The sequence below is a fragment of the Subtercola vilae genome (assembly GCF_004923255.1).
GTDB lineage: Bacteria > Actinomycetota > Actinomycetes > Actinomycetales > Microbacteriaceae > Subtercola > Subtercola vilae.
Map to the genome: position 1 here is coordinate 24,484 of NZ_QYRT01000039.1, position 12,501 is coordinate 36,984.

At 66.4% G+C, this 12,501-nt stretch carries 17 protein-coding genes; 5 read left to right on the forward strand and 12 right to left on the reverse strand.

The window, feature by feature from the left end:
* Nucleotides 1–30: 30 nt before the first annotated feature.
* From D4765_RS15540 to D4765_RS15555, 4 genes are all read right to left on the reverse strand, one after another.
* The gene (locus D4765_RS15540; protein ID WP_136643235.1) at nucleotides 31–237 is read right to left on the reverse strand and encodes a cold-shock protein; all 207 of its coding nucleotides are present in this window, start codon (nucleotides 235–237) and stop codon (nucleotides 31–33) included.
* 146 nt (nucleotides 238–383) lie between these two features.
* Nucleotides 384–935 (reverse strand): LytR C-terminal domain-containing protein, encoded by a 552-nt coding sequence (locus D4765_RS15545; RefSeq protein WP_136643236.1) that lies wholly within the window; start codon nucleotides 933–935, stop codon nucleotides 384–386.
* Nucleotides 936–956: 21 nt separating this feature from the next.
* Complete coding sequence (locus D4765_RS15550; protein WP_136643237.1) at nucleotides 957–1,250, reverse strand: DUF3263 domain-containing protein; 294 nt, start codon at nucleotides 1,248–1,250, stop codon at nucleotides 957–959.
* A 150-nt stretch (nucleotides 1,251–1,400) separates the two neighbouring features.
* Complete coding sequence (locus tag D4765_RS15555) at nucleotides 1,401–1,859, reverse strand: GNAT family N-acetyltransferase (RefSeq protein WP_237280491.1); 459 nt, start codon at nucleotides 1,857–1,859, stop codon at nucleotides 1,401–1,403.
* A 76-nt stretch (nucleotides 1,860–1,935) separates the two neighbouring features.
* Here D4765_RS15555 and msrB point away from each other — a divergent pair, with 76 nt between their 5' ends.
* Nucleotides 1,936–2,337: a peptide-methionine (R)-S-oxide reductase MsrB gene (msrB, locus tag D4765_RS15560; protein ID WP_136643238.1), complete on the forward strand. Its 402-nt coding sequence runs from the start codon at nucleotides 1,936–1,938 to the stop codon at nucleotides 2,335–2,337.
* 12 nt (nucleotides 2,338–2,349) lie between these two features.
* Complete coding sequence (locus tag D4765_RS15565; RefSeq protein ID WP_136643239.1) at nucleotides 2,350–2,892, forward strand: nitroreductase family protein; 543 nt, start codon at nucleotides 2,350–2,352, stop codon at nucleotides 2,890–2,892.
* Between the two features lie 71 nt (nucleotides 2,893–2,963).
* Here the strand turns inward: D4765_RS15565 and D4765_RS15570 are convergent, their stop codons facing one another.
* Nucleotides 2,964–3,272 (reverse strand): hypothetical protein, encoded by a 309-nt coding sequence (locus D4765_RS15570; protein ID WP_136643240.1) that lies wholly within the window; start codon nucleotides 3,270–3,272, stop codon nucleotides 2,964–2,966.
* Nucleotides 3,273–3,380: 108 nt separating this feature from the next.
* Entirely contained in the window at nucleotides 3,381–4,598 is a 1,218-nt protein-coding gene (locus D4765_RS15575; RefSeq protein ID WP_136643241.1) for an MFS transporter, read from the reverse strand.
* A gap of 107 nt (nucleotides 4,599–4,705) precedes the next feature.
* Here D4765_RS15575 and aroQ point away from each other — a divergent pair, with 107 nt between their 5' ends.
* Together aroQ and D4765_RS15585 are read left to right on the forward strand one after the other, a co-directional pair.
* Entirely contained in the window at nucleotides 4,706–5,185 is a 480-nt protein-coding gene (gene aroQ / locus D4765_RS15580) for a type II 3-dehydroquinate dehydratase (RefSeq protein ID WP_136643242.1), read from the forward strand.
* Between the two features lie 91 nt (nucleotides 5,186–5,276).
* Nucleotides 5,277–7,112: a thiamine pyrophosphate-dependent enzyme gene (locus D4765_RS15585; RefSeq protein ID WP_136643243.1), complete on the forward strand. Its 1,836-nt coding sequence runs from the start codon at nucleotides 5,277–5,279 to the stop codon at nucleotides 7,110–7,112.
* A 22-nt stretch (nucleotides 7,113–7,134) separates the two neighbouring features.
* On the opposite strand, the gene D4765_RS15590 is transcribed toward D4765_RS15585, so the two are convergent.
* From D4765_RS15590 to D4765_RS19275, 6 genes are read right to left on the reverse strand one after another with little or no spacing between them, the layout of a single operon-like run.
* A complete protein-coding gene (locus D4765_RS15590; protein ID WP_136643244.1) occupies nucleotides 7,135–8,229 on the reverse strand; it encodes a sulfate/molybdate ABC transporter ATP-binding protein in 1,095 nt (364 codons plus the stop codon).
* Nucleotides 8,226–9,041 carry an ABC transporter permease gene (locus D4765_RS15595; protein ID WP_136643245.1) on the reverse strand — a complete coding sequence of 272 codons (816 nt, stop codon included), beginning with the start codon at nucleotides 9,039–9,041 and terminating at the stop codon, nucleotides 8,226–8,228. The genes D4765_RS15590 and D4765_RS15595 overlap by 4 nt, the downstream gene beginning before the upstream one ends.
* 10 nt (nucleotides 9,042–9,051) lie before the next feature.
* Nucleotides 9,052–9,867 (reverse strand): molybdate ABC transporter substrate-binding protein, encoded by an 816-nt coding sequence (modA, locus tag D4765_RS15600; protein WP_136643246.1) that lies wholly within the window; start codon nucleotides 9,865–9,867, stop codon nucleotides 9,052–9,054.
* Nucleotides 9,868–9,871: 4 nt separating this feature from the next.
* Entirely contained in the window at nucleotides 9,872–10,276 is a 405-nt protein-coding gene (locus D4765_RS15605; RefSeq protein ID WP_136643247.1) for a TOBE domain-containing protein, read from the reverse strand.
* Between the two features lie 43 nt (nucleotides 10,277–10,319).
* Nucleotides 10,320–11,291, reverse strand: coding sequence for an SGNH/GDSL hydrolase family protein (locus D4765_RS15610; RefSeq protein ID WP_136643248.1), 972 nt, complete (start codon nucleotides 11,289–11,291; stop codon nucleotides 10,320–10,322).
* A 39-nt stretch (nucleotides 11,292–11,330) separates the two neighbouring features.
* A complete protein-coding gene (locus D4765_RS19275; protein ID WP_161580467.1) occupies nucleotides 11,331–11,492 on the reverse strand; it encodes a hypothetical protein in 162 nt (53 codons plus the stop codon).
* A gap of 38 nt (nucleotides 11,493–11,530) precedes the next feature.
* Here D4765_RS19275 and D4765_RS15615 point away from each other — a divergent pair.
* The coding region (locus D4765_RS15615) for a 5'-3' exonuclease (RefSeq protein WP_136643249.1) at nucleotides 11,531–12,501 on the forward strand (971 nt) is incomplete at its 3' end.

Below are 12,501 nucleotides of genomic sequence, written 5' to 3' on the forward strand. Positions count from 1 at the left end.
GTGAACGCCCGGGGACGAGACCGGTATTGGCTACTGGGCCAGGCGAACTGACTCCGCCTGGGGGCCCTTAGAGCCTGTTCCCACTTCGAAGATGACCTGCTGGCCCTCTTCGAGAACCTTGTAGCCACCCATGTCGATGGCGGAGTAGTGAACGAAGACGTCTTGCCCGCCACCCTCTACCGTGATAAAGCCGTAGCCTTTTTCAGCGTTGAACCACTTGACGGTTCCGTTCGCCATTGTTACTCCCAATTGCTGTGTTACGTGCCACCATTTCGAGTGAAATGATCCGTTTCCCTAGTAAAACGGTGCAGGCAGTCAATGTGGGGACTCGTGACGACAATTCAACAAGGATTAAACAATCCCGAAATACAAGAGGTGTTTCTTCACTTTCCGGGGTCTTTGTAATCGGTACCCAGTACCGCTGTGAGGTCGGCCCCCTGAAACTGTGTCGATTGCTGCACAGCAATGCCGCCGAGCGCCGCCGCCAGGCCCTTGGCGGCTCCTTCATTGCCCGCGTCGGCGTAGTAGACGGTCGACGCCGTGATGTCTGTCGTACTGGCGTTGGCCTCGGCACCGACGGCCCAGCCGGCCGTCGTGGCCTGTGTTCCGGCCCGCGTCGCGAGCCCGGCAACGGTGGTTCCGTTCAGAATGGTCACCTTCGCAGCCGCGTTCGTGGTGGGCTCGACGGTGGGCGTCGGGGTGACGGCGTCGCTCGCGACGGCCGACGAATCGCCACCGCTCGTACCCACGAAGTTGATCTTGTTGTTGATGGCGAAGAGCCCCACGACCCCGAGGCCGACCAGCACGCCGGTCGCGAGCGCAGCCCACGCGAAGGTCACCCAGCCGCGGCCGCGTGGCTTCGGTCCACGATGAACGCCGCGGCGGGGGCCGTCGAAGACGGCACGGTCAAAGGAATCCTGCGGTTCGGTAGGCATGGTGAGGGCGTGGGCCGATCTTTATTCGTCGCGGGAAAGAAGACGTGCAGACCGGGCTGCCAGCCGCGTGTCTCGTACTCGTTGGAGCCGCTTGATGAGCATGGGGTCGAATGCGAGCGCTGCGGGCGATTCGAGCAGGGTACCGACGATCTGGTAGTACCGAGCAGCAGAGAGGCCGAATTCTTCGCGAATGGCCTGCTCTTTCTTGCCCACGTGCTGCCACCAGATGCGTTCGAATTCGAGAATGCGGCGGTCGCGCTCAGCGAGAGTGCCGGGCTCTGCCGTGAGTGCAGGGGTTGCTGCGGGTTCAGTCATGCGCTTGCCACCCCTCATCTACTCGTGGTCTCGCTCGTCGACACCCGGCCGCCCTCTGCAGCGCCAAGTTTCGCCAATTCTAGGGCTCGGCACCTTGGCAGAGGGTGCAAGCCACGCGTGCGAGCACCCAGAGCCGCTTCGCCAGTCGCTCTACGCCCCGGCGCGATACATGCTCAGGTGCCGGATGCCCGCCTCGACATACTCGTCACCGAACGCCTCGAAACCGAACTTCTCGTACAGCGGGGCAATGTAACTCTGCGCGTGCAGCAAGAGCGCCTCGTGGCCGAAGCGCTCGATGACGGAGGCCACCAGGCGCTGGGCGAGCCCGTTGCCCCGGAACGCCGGCCCCACCACCACGCGACCGATGATTCTCTTCGCATCGAGGTGCTCAGGCACTTCGTCTTCGAGAGTACGGAGGTACGCGACGGTTTCGGCGCCGTCGGCCAGCCAGAAGTGAACGGTGCCGGGCTCGAGGTCACGGCCATCCAGCTCGGTCTCATCGACACCCTGCTCGACGAGGAACACATCGGTACGCAGTTTCAGCGCGGCGTAGAGTTCGCTGGTCGTGAACTCACTGAACGTTTTCTGAATGATGGAATGGTCAGACACGGGTTCGAGTTTACTGTGATGATGGAACGCGCCCTCAGCCGATCGAGACCGTCGGCGCGCGTGGAAAGAGGAGACCATGAGCTACGAAGTTGCCAAGTCAGACGAAGAGTGGAAGCGCAAGCTGAACCGCGAAGAGTTCGCCGTTCTGCGCCAGGCTGCCACCGAGCGCCCGTGGACGGGCGAGCTGCTCGACGAGAAGCGCGAAGGCGTCTACCGCTGTAAGGCGTGCGGGCAAGAACTCTTTCGCAGCGACACCAAGTTCGACTCGCACTGCGGGTGGCCGAGCTTCTACGCGCCGAAAGACTCCGACTCGGTCGAACTGATCGAAGACAAGAGCCTCGGCATGGTTCGCACCGAGGTTCGCTGCTCGAACTGTGGCTCGCACCTCGGGCACCTGTTCGACGACGCACCTCAGACGCCGACCGGTGACCGTTTCTGCATGAACTCGGTTTCGCTCTCGTTCGACGAAGAAGCCTAGGCAGGCTGCACCGTGTCGGCACTCGACTCTCTGCTGCACCGTCGTTCGGTGTCGAAGGTGGGGGCCTCTGCCCCCTCGCACCGCGATCTGTTTGCGTTGGTCGAGGCCGCCGGCACGGTAGCCGACCACAGCTCGCTGCGGCCGTGGCGCCTCATCGAGCTTCGCGGGGCCGCTCGCGATCGGCTGGGGCATGCTCTGGCCGACGCCGAGGGGCCCGGTGCGAACCGCGAGAAGCTGGTGGCGAAGATGCACCGCGCTCCCCTGCTCATCGCACTGGTGGTCGTTCACCAGCCGAGCGCGAAGGTACCGTACTGGGAGCAGGAGGCCGTCGCATCCGGAGTCGCCCACGCACTCTCACTGCTGCTCGACGAAGCGGGCTGGGGTGTGATGTGGCGAACGGGTCAGCAGACCCGTTCGGAGCCAGTGCGGCAGATGCACGAACTGCGGCCGAACGAGAACCTGCTCGGCTGGTTGTATGTGGGCGATGCCCCTCCCGGCCAGCGCGAGTTGCGACGCAAGCGCGTCAACCCGATGGATCATCTGACCGAACTCTGACTGTTCAGAGAGGCCTGACAGCTGTTCATAGAGGCATGGCAGACCCGGCAGTGCCGACAGGTGTGGCCGAGCTAGCGGCGGCGTTCGTGCAGGCCCAGCGGGTTCACCGGGTCGGGGCCGAGCCGCCGAGAACGCTCAAGCAACTGCCCGACGTTGGCGCCCATCCATGCGGCGGCGCCTGCGAGGCTCTCGTGCGACGACAACCACACTCTCAGACCCTGCTGGTCGCAGCCGTACGAGTAGACGCCGAAGAATTCGTGCTCGCCGTCGCGGTACCAGCGCACCCAGCCAAGGCACCGGCCGTCGTGCGCCATGAACCACACGCCGTCGCTCCACGGGGTCGGAGCGTAGACAGCGTGGGGCTCTGTTCGGTCGGTCATAGAACCCGTCAGTGCTGCGCTCACCATTTCAGATTAACGCTCCCGCCTGAAAAAAGACCCGACGTAGGCCCAGTGTTGCGTGAGTGTTCACGGTGTGGCGGCGGTGGGTCAACTTGCGACAGGCACCGAACCGGTCACGACAGCGACAGCGCGGCGCTGGCGACCGAGCGAGAGCAACACCAGGAGCCCGGCGAGCGCGATGCCGCCCGCGAGGTAGAAGACGAAGGCCACTCCGAACGCACTCACACCGAGCCCCCCGACGATCGAGCCGGTCGCGATGGCGAGCTGAATGGTCGTGACGAACAGCGCGAGACTGCCATCGGATGCCCCGGGGGCGGCCTGCGACATCCACGTCTGCAGCCCCAGAGGCAGAGCTCCCCACACGAGCCCCCAGAGCACCAGCAGCGCGAACACACCCGGCAGCGACCACGCCAGCAGCGGGAGCGAGACGACGGCGATGGCAAGTACCACCTTCGTCACCGCGAGGGTGCCGGTGACACTGCGGCTGAGCGTGAACCCGGCGATGAAGTTGCCCGCGATACCGGCGACGCCGAACGCCAGCAGTGCGATGGTGATCGTGGTCGGGTTGATCTGCACCAGGTCTTGCAGGTAGGGGGCAACGTACGTGTACGCGGCGAACTGGGCCATGAACGCGAGCGCGGTGGCGATCAGCCCGATGCGCGCGCGCGGAATCAACAGCAGCTGGCCGAGGGTCGCGAACCGCACACGCTGAATGGCAGGAATGCGCGGCAGCAGAGCGATCTGCAGCAGCAGTGCGACGGCGCCGAGCGCTGCGCCAATGAAAAAGGCCGTGCGCCAGGTGGCGACTGCGGAGACGAAGGCGCCGAGCGGCAGGCTCACCACGGTGGCGAGCGAGACCCCGGCGGTGATGAACGAGGTGGCACGAATCACGCTGCTCTCACGCACCAGACGGCTGGCGATTCCGGCGCCGATCGACCAGAACCCGCCAATGGCAAGGCCGAGCAGCATGCGCGCGAGAATCAGCGTGGGCAGATTCGCGGCGAAGGCACCGAGCACGTCGGAGATCACGAGAAGAGCGGTGAGCGAGACCAGCACGATGCGTCGGTCGACCCGCGAGGTGACGACGGTCACGAGGGGTGCCCCGATCGCCCCCGTGAGACCCGTCGCGACAACGACGAGACCGGCGGTACCCACGCTGATGTTCAGGTCGGCTGCGATCGCGGGCAGCAACCCGATGGGCAAGAATTCTGAAAGCACGAGTACGAACGAGCCGAGGGCCACCGAGAGCACCGCGATCCATCCGCGGCGATCGGTGAGTGTGTGCGGGGAAGGGTGAGTAGACATCTCTCCTACCAATGCTGCGAATCGGCCGTTCATTCCCAATGCGGGCAGCGATTCTGCCAGAACGGTACGGTGTAAGCACCCCGGCCGCCAGCAGAGAGAACCGCCCGATGACCCCACCACCCCCGACGCCGGCCCCGAACATCACGGTCAGTGTCATCAACGGACCGAACCTGAACCTCCTGGGGCTCCGCGAACCCGGCATCTACGGCAGCCAGTCGCTCGCCGACGTCGAGCAACTGGTCACGGCCAGGGCTGCTGAGCTCGGTGTGACGGTGACCTTCGCGCAGAGCAACCACGAGGGCGAACTCGTCGATCTGATTCAGGATGCCCGCACGAGCGCGCACGCGATCATCCTGAACCCCGCCGCCTACTCACACACCTCGGTGGCCATCGCCGACGCGCTCAGCGCCGTACAACTGCCCGTGGCCGAAGTGCACCTCAGTAACATCCACAAGCGTGAAGAGTTTCGCCACCACTCGTTCGTGTCGGCGGTGGCTGACGTGGTGATCTGCGGCGCGGGGCCGCTCGGCTACGTTCTGGCGCTGGAGTACCTGGCAGCGAAGCTCGGCGCGGCGCCCGACGCCTGACACGGCCAGCCCGCGCGGGCTGTCAATCCCTTTCTGCGCCGCGGCGCCCGGGAATACGGTCGAAGAACCGCCCCCACGAAAGGTTCTGCCCATGGCTACCGTCAGCGACTTCGTCATTCAGCGCGTCAAAGAGTGGGGGGTCACGCGGGTCTTCGGGTTTCCCGGTGACGGCGCAGGCGCGTTCGACGGCGCGCTCGGCAAGGCAGAGAAGGAGGGCACCGGGCTCGAGTACATCCGCCCGACGCACGAGGAGATCTGCGGCCTGATGGCCACGGCGCATGCCAAGTTCACCGGCGAGACCGGCGTGTGCATCGCAACCTCGAGCCCCGGCGCGTTCCATCTGCTGAACGGCCTGTACGACGCGCAAATGGACAACCAGCCGGTGGTCGCCATCGTCGGCCAGCAGGGCCTGAACGCGCTCGGCACGTTCACCATGCAGGAGTCGAACCTCGAGCGCGTATTCGCCGACGTCGCCGTGTACGTACAGACCATCGTGTCGCCCGAACAGGCTCAGGCCGTCGTCGACACCGCCTTCCGCACCGCGCGGCTGCGGCTCGGGCCGGCGGTCATCGTGATTCCGCACGACGTGCAGGCGATGAAGATGGTCGAGCCGAGCCCGGCGAACTGGGTGTCGCGTTCGAGCGCGGTGGGAGCATCCACGGCCATCACACCGCCCGAGAGCGAGATAGTGAAAATGGCGGGCATCATCAACGCCGGCCAGAAGGTGACGTTCCTCGTGGGGCACGGCGCCACCGGTGCGACCGCCGAGGTGCTCGAAGCCGCGCGGCTCGCGGGTGCCGGCATCATCACTGCGCTTCGCGGCAAGCAGGTTGTGCCCTCTGATGTTCCACATCACACCCAGCAGCTCGGCCTGCTCGGCTCACTTCCGAGCCTCAAGCAGATGAAACACTGCGACACGCTGGTGCTGCTCGGCACCAACTACCCGTACGGGCAGTTTCTGCCCGAGAGCGGCCAGGCGCGGGCCGTGCAGGTCGACCTGAAGCCCGAGCAGATGGGGCTGCGCTACCCCACCGAGCTGAACGTGTGGGGAGACGTCAAGGCCACGCTCGAAGCACTGATCCCGCACCTCGATGCGAAGACCGATCTGTCATGGCAGAACGGTATCGCCGACGAAATGGTGTCGTGGGAGAAAGAGATGGCGGCGCAGGCGGCGCTCGAGTACTCCGACGGCGTGAACCCGCGGCGGGTCATCCACGAGCTCAACAAGCGGCTGCCTCCTCGGGCCATCGTGACGGCCGATGCCGGTACGACGGCCGACTGGTACGGGCACCACATTCGGCTGCGCGACGGGATGCTCGGCGACATGTCGGGCCGGCTCGCCACGATGCTCGCGGCCATGCCCTACGCGGTCGCGGCGAAGTTCGCGTACCCCGACCGCACAGTGGTGTGCACGATAGGCGACGGAGCGTTTCAGATGCTCGGAATGAACGAACTCATCACGGTGAAGAAGTACCTCAGCCGGTGGAGCAACCCGCAGCTGGTCATCGTGGTCGTGCACAACGACGACCTCGGGCAGGTGTCGTGGGAGATGCGCACCGAAGACGGCAACCCGGTGTGGCGCACGGCGCAAGACGTCGAATCGGTCGACTACGCGGGCTGGGCCGAGCTGCTGGGCTTCGAAGCGGTCAGGGTGCGGGCCGACGACGAGGTCGAGGCGGCGCTCGACCGGGCCTTCGCCCACCGCGGCGTCACGCTGATCGATGCGTACTGCAGCAAGAACGTTCCGCCACTGCCCGCGCACATCACGGCGGAGTTCGCGAAGAACACCGCTCTGGCACTGCTGAAGGGTGACCCGTACCTGCTCGAGGTGGCGAAGGATTCGGCTGAGGCGCTGCTGTCAGAGGGCATCGAGCGGGTGAAGGGCACGCTGCACCTCGGGCAGGGCGACGGCGCGACCGAGAGGTAGGCGGCGAGCGGGCGCGGGGCGGTTAGCGGGCTCGGGGCCGCGTGGCCGGGTAGAGTGCGGCCGCCCCGGGATCGAAGCTGAACCAGGCGCGCGAGCCGTCGGTGAGGTCGAGTTCGGCCACGCGGCGAGCAGTGAGGTCTGCCGCGAGGCGATCGGTGCGCACCCGCACGAGGTCGCCGCGCTGCTCGAGGTCGGTGATGACACCCTCGATGGCGTTGACGGCTGCGGCGGGCGGGCGGTTCGACACCGTCACCGCAGAGGGGCGAACGGCCACGATGACGGCGGTGCCAGCATCCGGAGCCGGCCACTCGGTCGCGTTCGCCGCCGCGGCGCCGGTCGACACCGCCAGCTCGATACCGTCGTCGGTGCGGAGGCCGGTCGGGGTGCGCACACCGCTCAGGATGCTCAGCCCCGCGATGCCCGCAGCAAACGCCGTACGGGGCCGCTCGAGCACCTCCCGGGTGGGGCCGTCTTCGACGACTCGGCCTCGCTCGATGACGAGCACCCGGTCGGCCAGCGTGTAGGCGTCGAGAATATCGTGGGTCACGATCAGCGCGGTACGCCCCGCGAGCACCCGCTTCAACATGCGGCGAATGGCCGGCGTGACCGCCATGTCGAGGGCCGCCATCGGCTCGTCGAGCAGCAGCAGCCGCGGCTCGGCGGCGAGTGCCCGGGCCACGGCAATGCGTTGCGCCTGGCCACCAGAGAGCTGCGCTGGCCTGCGGTTCTCGAACTCGCTGCCGTCGACCTCGGCGAGCCACCGGCGGGCTGCAGCGTGCGATGCCTGACGACGGGCGCCTGCACTTCGCGGCCCGAAGGCGACATTGTTCAGCACGCTCAGGTGCGGAAACAGCAGCGCCTCCTGCGCGAGCAGCGCGACCGCGCGCTGGTGCGGCGGTTTCGAGCCGTGTTGCGTGCCAGCCCGCGTATCGAACAGGCTTGCGCCCTCGAGTTCGGCGTGCCCATCGTCGGCCGCCAGCAGCCCCGAGATGAGGTTCAGCAGGGTCGATTTTCCCGCCCCATTCGGCCCGAGCACAGCAACCGTCTCGCCCTCCTCAAGGGTGAACGACACGTCGAAGTCACGCCTCGCCACACGGGCGTCGAAAGTGAAGGTCACAAGAGCCTCTGCCTGCCCCCGGCGTTGCCGAGGCTCGCCTGGTGCGCCAGTCCCACCACCAGAATGGCCACAGCGACCAGCACGAGCGCGAGCGCGACAGCCGCATCGGGGTCGCTCTCCCGCTGCAGGTAGATCTCGAGCGGCAGCGTACGCGTGACACCCTGCAGGCTGCCCGCGAAGGTAAGAGTGGCACCGAATTCGCCCAGCGCCCTGGCGAACGACAACACAGCCCCCGAGACGAGCGCGGGCAGCACCAGTGGCAGGGTGATACGGCGCAGAACGGTTGTGGGGCCGGCTCCGAGCGTGGCCCCGATGGCTTCATATCGCGTGCCCACCGTTCGCAGCGCCCCCTCCAGGCTCAGCACCAGAAAGGGCAGCGCCACGAAGGTCTGCGCCAGAATCACGGCGGTGGTCGAGAAGGCGATCTGGATGCCCAGAAAATCCATCGGCGCCTTGAGCAACCCCTGGCGCCCGAACGTGTAGAGCAGCGCGATGCCTCCCACCACCGGGGGAAGCACCAGCGGCAGCAGTACGAGCGAACGAACGATGCGCTGGCCCGGAAACCGCGTTCGCGCCAGAACCAGCGCCATCGGAACACCCACGATGATGCAGAGCAGAGTGGCGGCACCGGAGGTGCGCAGGCTCAGCAGCAGGGCATCCGTCGACTCCTTCGAGGTGATCAACGGGATTAACTGACCCCAGTTCACACGAACGACCATCGCCACCAGCGGCAGCACCACGAACAGTGCGCCGATGATGGCGATGGCGAGAACCCATCGGGGAACGCCCGCGTACCCGCTGGAGGCTTTCATAAGGGGCAGGTTACGGCTTTCCGAACCCTGCGTCTGACAGCACGCCCTGGCCGGTGCTGCCGGTCACGAACGCGATGAACGCCTGTGAAAGTGCGCTGCTCTTCGTCGACGCGAGTGCGCCGATCGGGTAGGTGTTCACGGCCGTGCTCGACTCGGCGAAAGGAACGCCGGTGACGCTTGTGCCGGCACCCTTCACATCGGTGACGTAGACGAGGCCAGCGTCGGCTTCACCCGAGCTGACCTTGCCGAGCACGTCGGTGACCGACGACTCTTGGCTCACGGCGGGAATAGTGACGCCGGTGGCCGTCTCGATGGTGGCTGTTGCGGCACCGCAGGGCACCGCCACCGCACAGATGACGGTCTTGATGCTGCTCTTGCCGAGATCGGCGAACGTCTTCACCCCGGCGGGGTTTCCCGGCGGCACAGCGATCTCGAGCACGTTGGTGGCAAAGTTCACCGGGGTGCCACTGATGAGCTTGGCATCGGTGAGCTTGGTCATGTTCTTCGTGTCGGCCGATGCGAACACATCGGCCGGCGCGCCACCCGTGATCTGGGTCACGAGGTCAGACGAGCCCGCGAAGCTGAAGGTCACGGTCGTACCGGGGTTCGCGGCCTGAAACTCTGTTCCGAGCTTCGTGAAGGTCGCTTTGAGAGAAGCGGCGGCGAACACGATGATAGTGCCGCCCGGTGCGGTGGTGGCCGAGCTGGAAGGGGCGTTACCGACCGACGCGCTGCTGCCGTTCGACGAGCTGGAACAGGCAGCAGCACCCATGATCACGGCGGCAGCCATGAACAGTGCGGCGAAACTTCGAACAGGTAGCGTCATGGCTTCAGGCCTTTACTGGAGGGGTTTCGACGATGACCGTCGTGGCTTTCACCACGGCGACGGCAACCGAACCGAGTTCGAGCCCGAGTTCGCGCACGGCTTCGCTCGACATGAGTGAGACCACCCGGTGGGGGCCGCACTGCATCTCGACCTGCGCCATGACTTTGTCGCTGATGATCTCGGTGACGAGACCCACGAAACGATTGCGGGCAGACCGCCCGACCAGCGACGTGTCATCGGGCAGGATGGCGTTCTTGCGGGCCAACTGGGCCAGTGCAAGGCCATCGACAACGGTGCGACCCGAGTCATCTTTCAGACTCTCGAGAACACCGGCGTCGACCCATCGTCGTACCGTGTCGTCGCTGACACCCAAGTACTGCGCTGCATCACGGATCCGAATATGCGACATGAAACAGATTCTAATTCCGCACCTGCGGATTAATCTAATTGGGTCAGGGTGACGAAAGTGCGTTGCGCACCAGCGGCCCGATCGTGTCGGCCAGTTCGTGCTCGCCACCGGCCGTGGGGTGCACGTCATCGTCTTGCATCAGCCCGGGCTGGTCTGCGAGGGGTTGCCCGATGTCGACGTAGGTGCCACCGACGGCCAGGGCGGCCGACCGCACACCCTCGTCGATCTGCTGCAGCTCTGCCGGCACCTCGGTATCGCCCCAGAACGCGCTCAGGGCGATGATGCGCGTAGTGGGCAGCGCAGCCCTCAGGCTGGTGAAGGTGGAGCGGGTGGCCGCGGCGAGATCGCTGCTGTCGAGCCCGAGGTCATTGCTGCTCGACGAGACGATCACCACGTCGGGGTTCAGCGATTCGGCCACATCGGCCTGCGCTTGGAAGGTGTTCCCCTCCGCACCCGCCATCAGAAAGCCGGAGCCATCGGTCGACAGGTTGGTGAGAGTCCAGCTCTGTGTCGGTGAGACGAGATCAGGCCACGACTCGCCGCCGTCGAGCCCGTGGCCGTCCATGATCGAGTCGCCGATGGCGACCACGACGGCGCCGCTCCCGGGCACACTCCTTGGCGCGATTCCGAACGCGCTGACCGGAACGCTCTCGGCGCCAGAGGAGAAAGGTACTTGGGGCGCATCGCCCGAGACGGCTGCCGCCACCATGGCCGGCGGGCCCGGAACCGGCACCGGCAGAGACGGGGGCCCGGCCGATGCGTCGGCCGACGCGCTCGCTGACGCGAACACAGAACTCGACGAGGCAGAGCTCGACGAGGCAGAGCTCGACGATGCAGTGGTCGACGATGCACTGGTCGACGATGCAGTGGTCGACGAGGCAGAAATCGACGACAGCCCCGCTCCGCCCGGCCGCACCGCGGCGCCCCAACCGCTCGAGACCGAAACGGCTGCAACGACGGCCAGAGCCGCGCTCGCTGTCATGGCGACGGTGATGGCAATACGTTTGCGGGGCATCCGGTCACCTTTCCTGTCAGCTCGGCAGAAGCCACTCGGTCACGGCTCTGCGGTAGCGGCGGCCCTGTCATCCAAGAATACCCTGTCGTGCGGGATGACGCGGGGGCTGGCGCGGCGCACGAATGTGCCGCGTGACCCGGATGCCCGGCTCCCGGAGTCTCCGATGCGCAGTGTGATGCGCGCTGAGGTGGCGGCGGGCATCCGGTGCCAGAGGTCGACGGCGTGCGATGATCGTAGGCATGGCGAAGCGGCTCATGCTCCTCGACACAGCATCGTTGTACTTTCGCGCGTTCTACGGCGTACCCGAAAGCGTTCACGCCCCCGATGGAACGCCTGTGAATGCGGTGCGCGGCCTGCTCGACATGATCGCGCGGCTCGTCACCGAGTTCGAGCCCGACGCGCTGGTCGCGTGCTGGGATGACGCGTGGCGTCCTCGCTGGCGCGTCGACCTCATACCGAGCTACAAAGCGCACCGGGTGGCTGAGGAGGTGCCCGGCGGGGTCGACATCGAGGTGGTGCCCGAGAACCTGACGCTGCAGTTGCCTGTCATTCGTGAGGTTCTCGAGACCTTCGACATCGCCATCGTCGGCGCGGCCGACCACGAAGCAGACGATGTGATCGGCACGCTCGCGTCTGGCGGCTCACCCGCCACGGGTGCCACCACCGCCGTCGACATCGTCACGGGCGATCGTGACCTCTTTCAACTGGTCGACGACGACGCCAACGTTCGCGTGATCTACACGGCCCGCGGCATGAGCCGGCTCGAACTCGTGACCGGCAGCGTGCTTCGCAGCAAATACGGGGTGGATGCCCGCCAGTACGTCGACTTCGCTGTGCTCCGCGGCGATGCCTCCGACGGGCTGCCCGGGGTGGCCGGCATCGGTGAGAAGACGGCTGCCACGCTGCTCGGGCAGTACGGCTCGCTGGAGGGGCTGCGCGCCGCTGCCTCTGGTGCTGGCGGTGACTCCTCTGGCCCGTCTCTCTCGGCATCGCTTCGTGCGAAGCTCGTCGCCGCCAGCGACTACCTCGACGTTGCCCCCCGCGTGGTCAGCGTCGTACGCACCCTCGACCTCGGCCCCATCGACGCCACCCTGCGCCCCCTCTCCCCCGCATCCCGCTCGCACATCGCAACCCTCGCCTCCCGCTGGGCCCTCGGCACCTCAGCCACCCGCGCCCTCGCTGCTCTCACTTCGCCCGCGCCCACCCCCAC

Bases quoted from the DNA above. Each gene is read 5' to 3' on its own strand.
- D4765_RS15540 (WP_136643235.1), bottom strand. From the start codon at position 237: ATGGCGAACGGAACCGTCAAGTGGTTCAACGCTGAAAAAGGCTACGGC.
- D4765_RS15545 (WP_136643236.1), bottom strand. From the start codon at position 935: ATGCCTACCGAACCGCAGGATTCCTTTGACCGTGCCGTCTTCGACGGC.
- D4765_RS15550 (WP_136643237.1), bottom strand. From the start codon at position 1,250: ATGACTGAACCCGCAGCAACCCCTGCACTCACGGCAGAGCCCGGCACT.
- msrB (WP_136643238.1), top strand. From the start codon at position 1,936: ATGAGCTACGAAGTTGCCAAGTCAGACGAAGAGTGGAAGCGCAAGCTG.
- D4765_RS15570 (WP_136643240.1), bottom strand. From the start codon at position 3,272: ATGACCGACCGAACAGAGCCCCACGCTGTCTACGCTCCGACCCCGTGG.
- D4765_RS15575 (WP_136643241.1), bottom strand. From the start codon at position 4,598: ATGTCTACTCACCCTTCCCCGCACACACTCACCGATCGCCGCGGATGG.
- aroQ (WP_136643242.1), top strand. From the start codon at position 4,706: ATGACCCCACCACCCCCGACGCCGGCCCCGAACATCACGGTCAGTGTC.
- D4765_RS15585 (WP_136643243.1), top strand. From the start codon at position 5,277: ATGGCTACCGTCAGCGACTTCGTCATTCAGCGCGTCAAAGAGTGGGGG.
- D4765_RS15595 (WP_136643245.1), bottom strand. From the start codon at position 9,041: ATGAAAGCCTCCAGCGGGTACGCGGGCGTTCCCCGATGGGTTCTCGCC.
- modA (WP_136643246.1), bottom strand. From the start codon at position 9,867: ATGACGCTACCTGTTCGAAGTTTCGCCGCACTGTTCATGGCTGCCGCC.
- D4765_RS15605 (WP_136643247.1), bottom strand. From the start codon at position 10,276: ATGTCGCATATTCGGATCCGTGATGCAGCGCAGTACTTGGGTGTCAGC.
- D4765_RS15610 (WP_136643248.1), bottom strand. From the start codon at position 11,291: ATGCCCCGCAAACGTATTGCCATCACCGTCGCCATGACAGCGAGCGCG.
- D4765_RS19275 (WP_161580467.1), bottom strand. From the start codon at position 11,492: ATGCCCGCCGCCACCTCAGCGCGCATCACACTGCGCATCGGAGACTCC.